Source organism: Dorea sp. OM07-5 (genome assembly GCF_003481355.1).
GTDB classification, from domain to species: domain Bacteria; phylum Bacillota; class Clostridia; order Lachnospirales; family Lachnospiraceae; genus Dorea_D; species Dorea_D hominis.
In genome coordinates, this window is the sequence record NZ_QUKZ01000056.1 from 1 (window position 1) to 869 (window position 869).

At 45.6% G+C, this 869-nt stretch carries 1 protein-coding gene; it reads right to left on the reverse strand.

Annotated features, from left to right (window positions below; translation table 11 throughout):
- Window positions 1-869 (reverse strand): VirB4-like conjugal transfer ATPase, CD1110 family (locus DXC04_RS15395; protein ID WP_118661334.1); only part of this gene is annotated, 869 nt, incomplete at both ends.

The window sequence follows — 869 nt, forward strand, 5'->3', positions numbered from 1 at the left end:
TTCTTCTTATTCACATTGGTCGGCTGTGCAAAGGTGTTCAGGCTTCCATTGATAAAAAGTTCGGATGACAGTGCAAGTCCCCTTGCCTCTTCTTCCGGCTGTAACATCAACTGTCGGTACATATCTTTCAATGTCGGAACTTCTCCGGTATAACCACTTCGGATATAATCCCGGTACACATCTGCAGCACAGCGGTCCAGGATTGACTTTTCTTTTGCTGACAGGTTTCCTGCTCCAACCAACTGTTCAAATACAGACAGAATAAACTCCGATTTTTCAATCAGTGGATTCTTTTCATTGCCGTAGGCTGCGTCCATATCCATTGCATTCAGGTGATTGTCTGATGTCGCAGATACTTTTACAACCTGTCCACCCAGAGCCTCTACTAATTTTGTGAATTCGGACTCCGGATCAAGAATCAGGATATCGTCATCGGTACTCAATGCCAGATGCACAATCTCTTCTTTTGCCGAAAAGCTCTTTCCTGATCCACTGACGCCCAACCGGAAACTGTTTCCATTCATCAGTTTCTTCCGGTCGGCTACCAGAAGGTTCTTGCTGACTGCATTCTGCCCATAATAGATACCGCCCGGCTGCAGGATTTCCTGTGTATGGAACGGGATTAAAACAGCCGTTGATTCCGTTGTCAATGTACGCAGGGCATTGATCTTTCGCAGTCCGTAAGGAAGCACTGTATTGAGTCCGTCCACTTGCTGCCACTTTAATGTTGCCATCTGGCACAGATGCTTTCTTGCTATCGACAATAATAATTCCGTATCGGAATCCAACTGTTTTTTACTGTCTGCCAGATGTACCATTGTCAAAATTCCGAACATCATACGCTGGTCTCTGGTTGTCAGATCATCGAG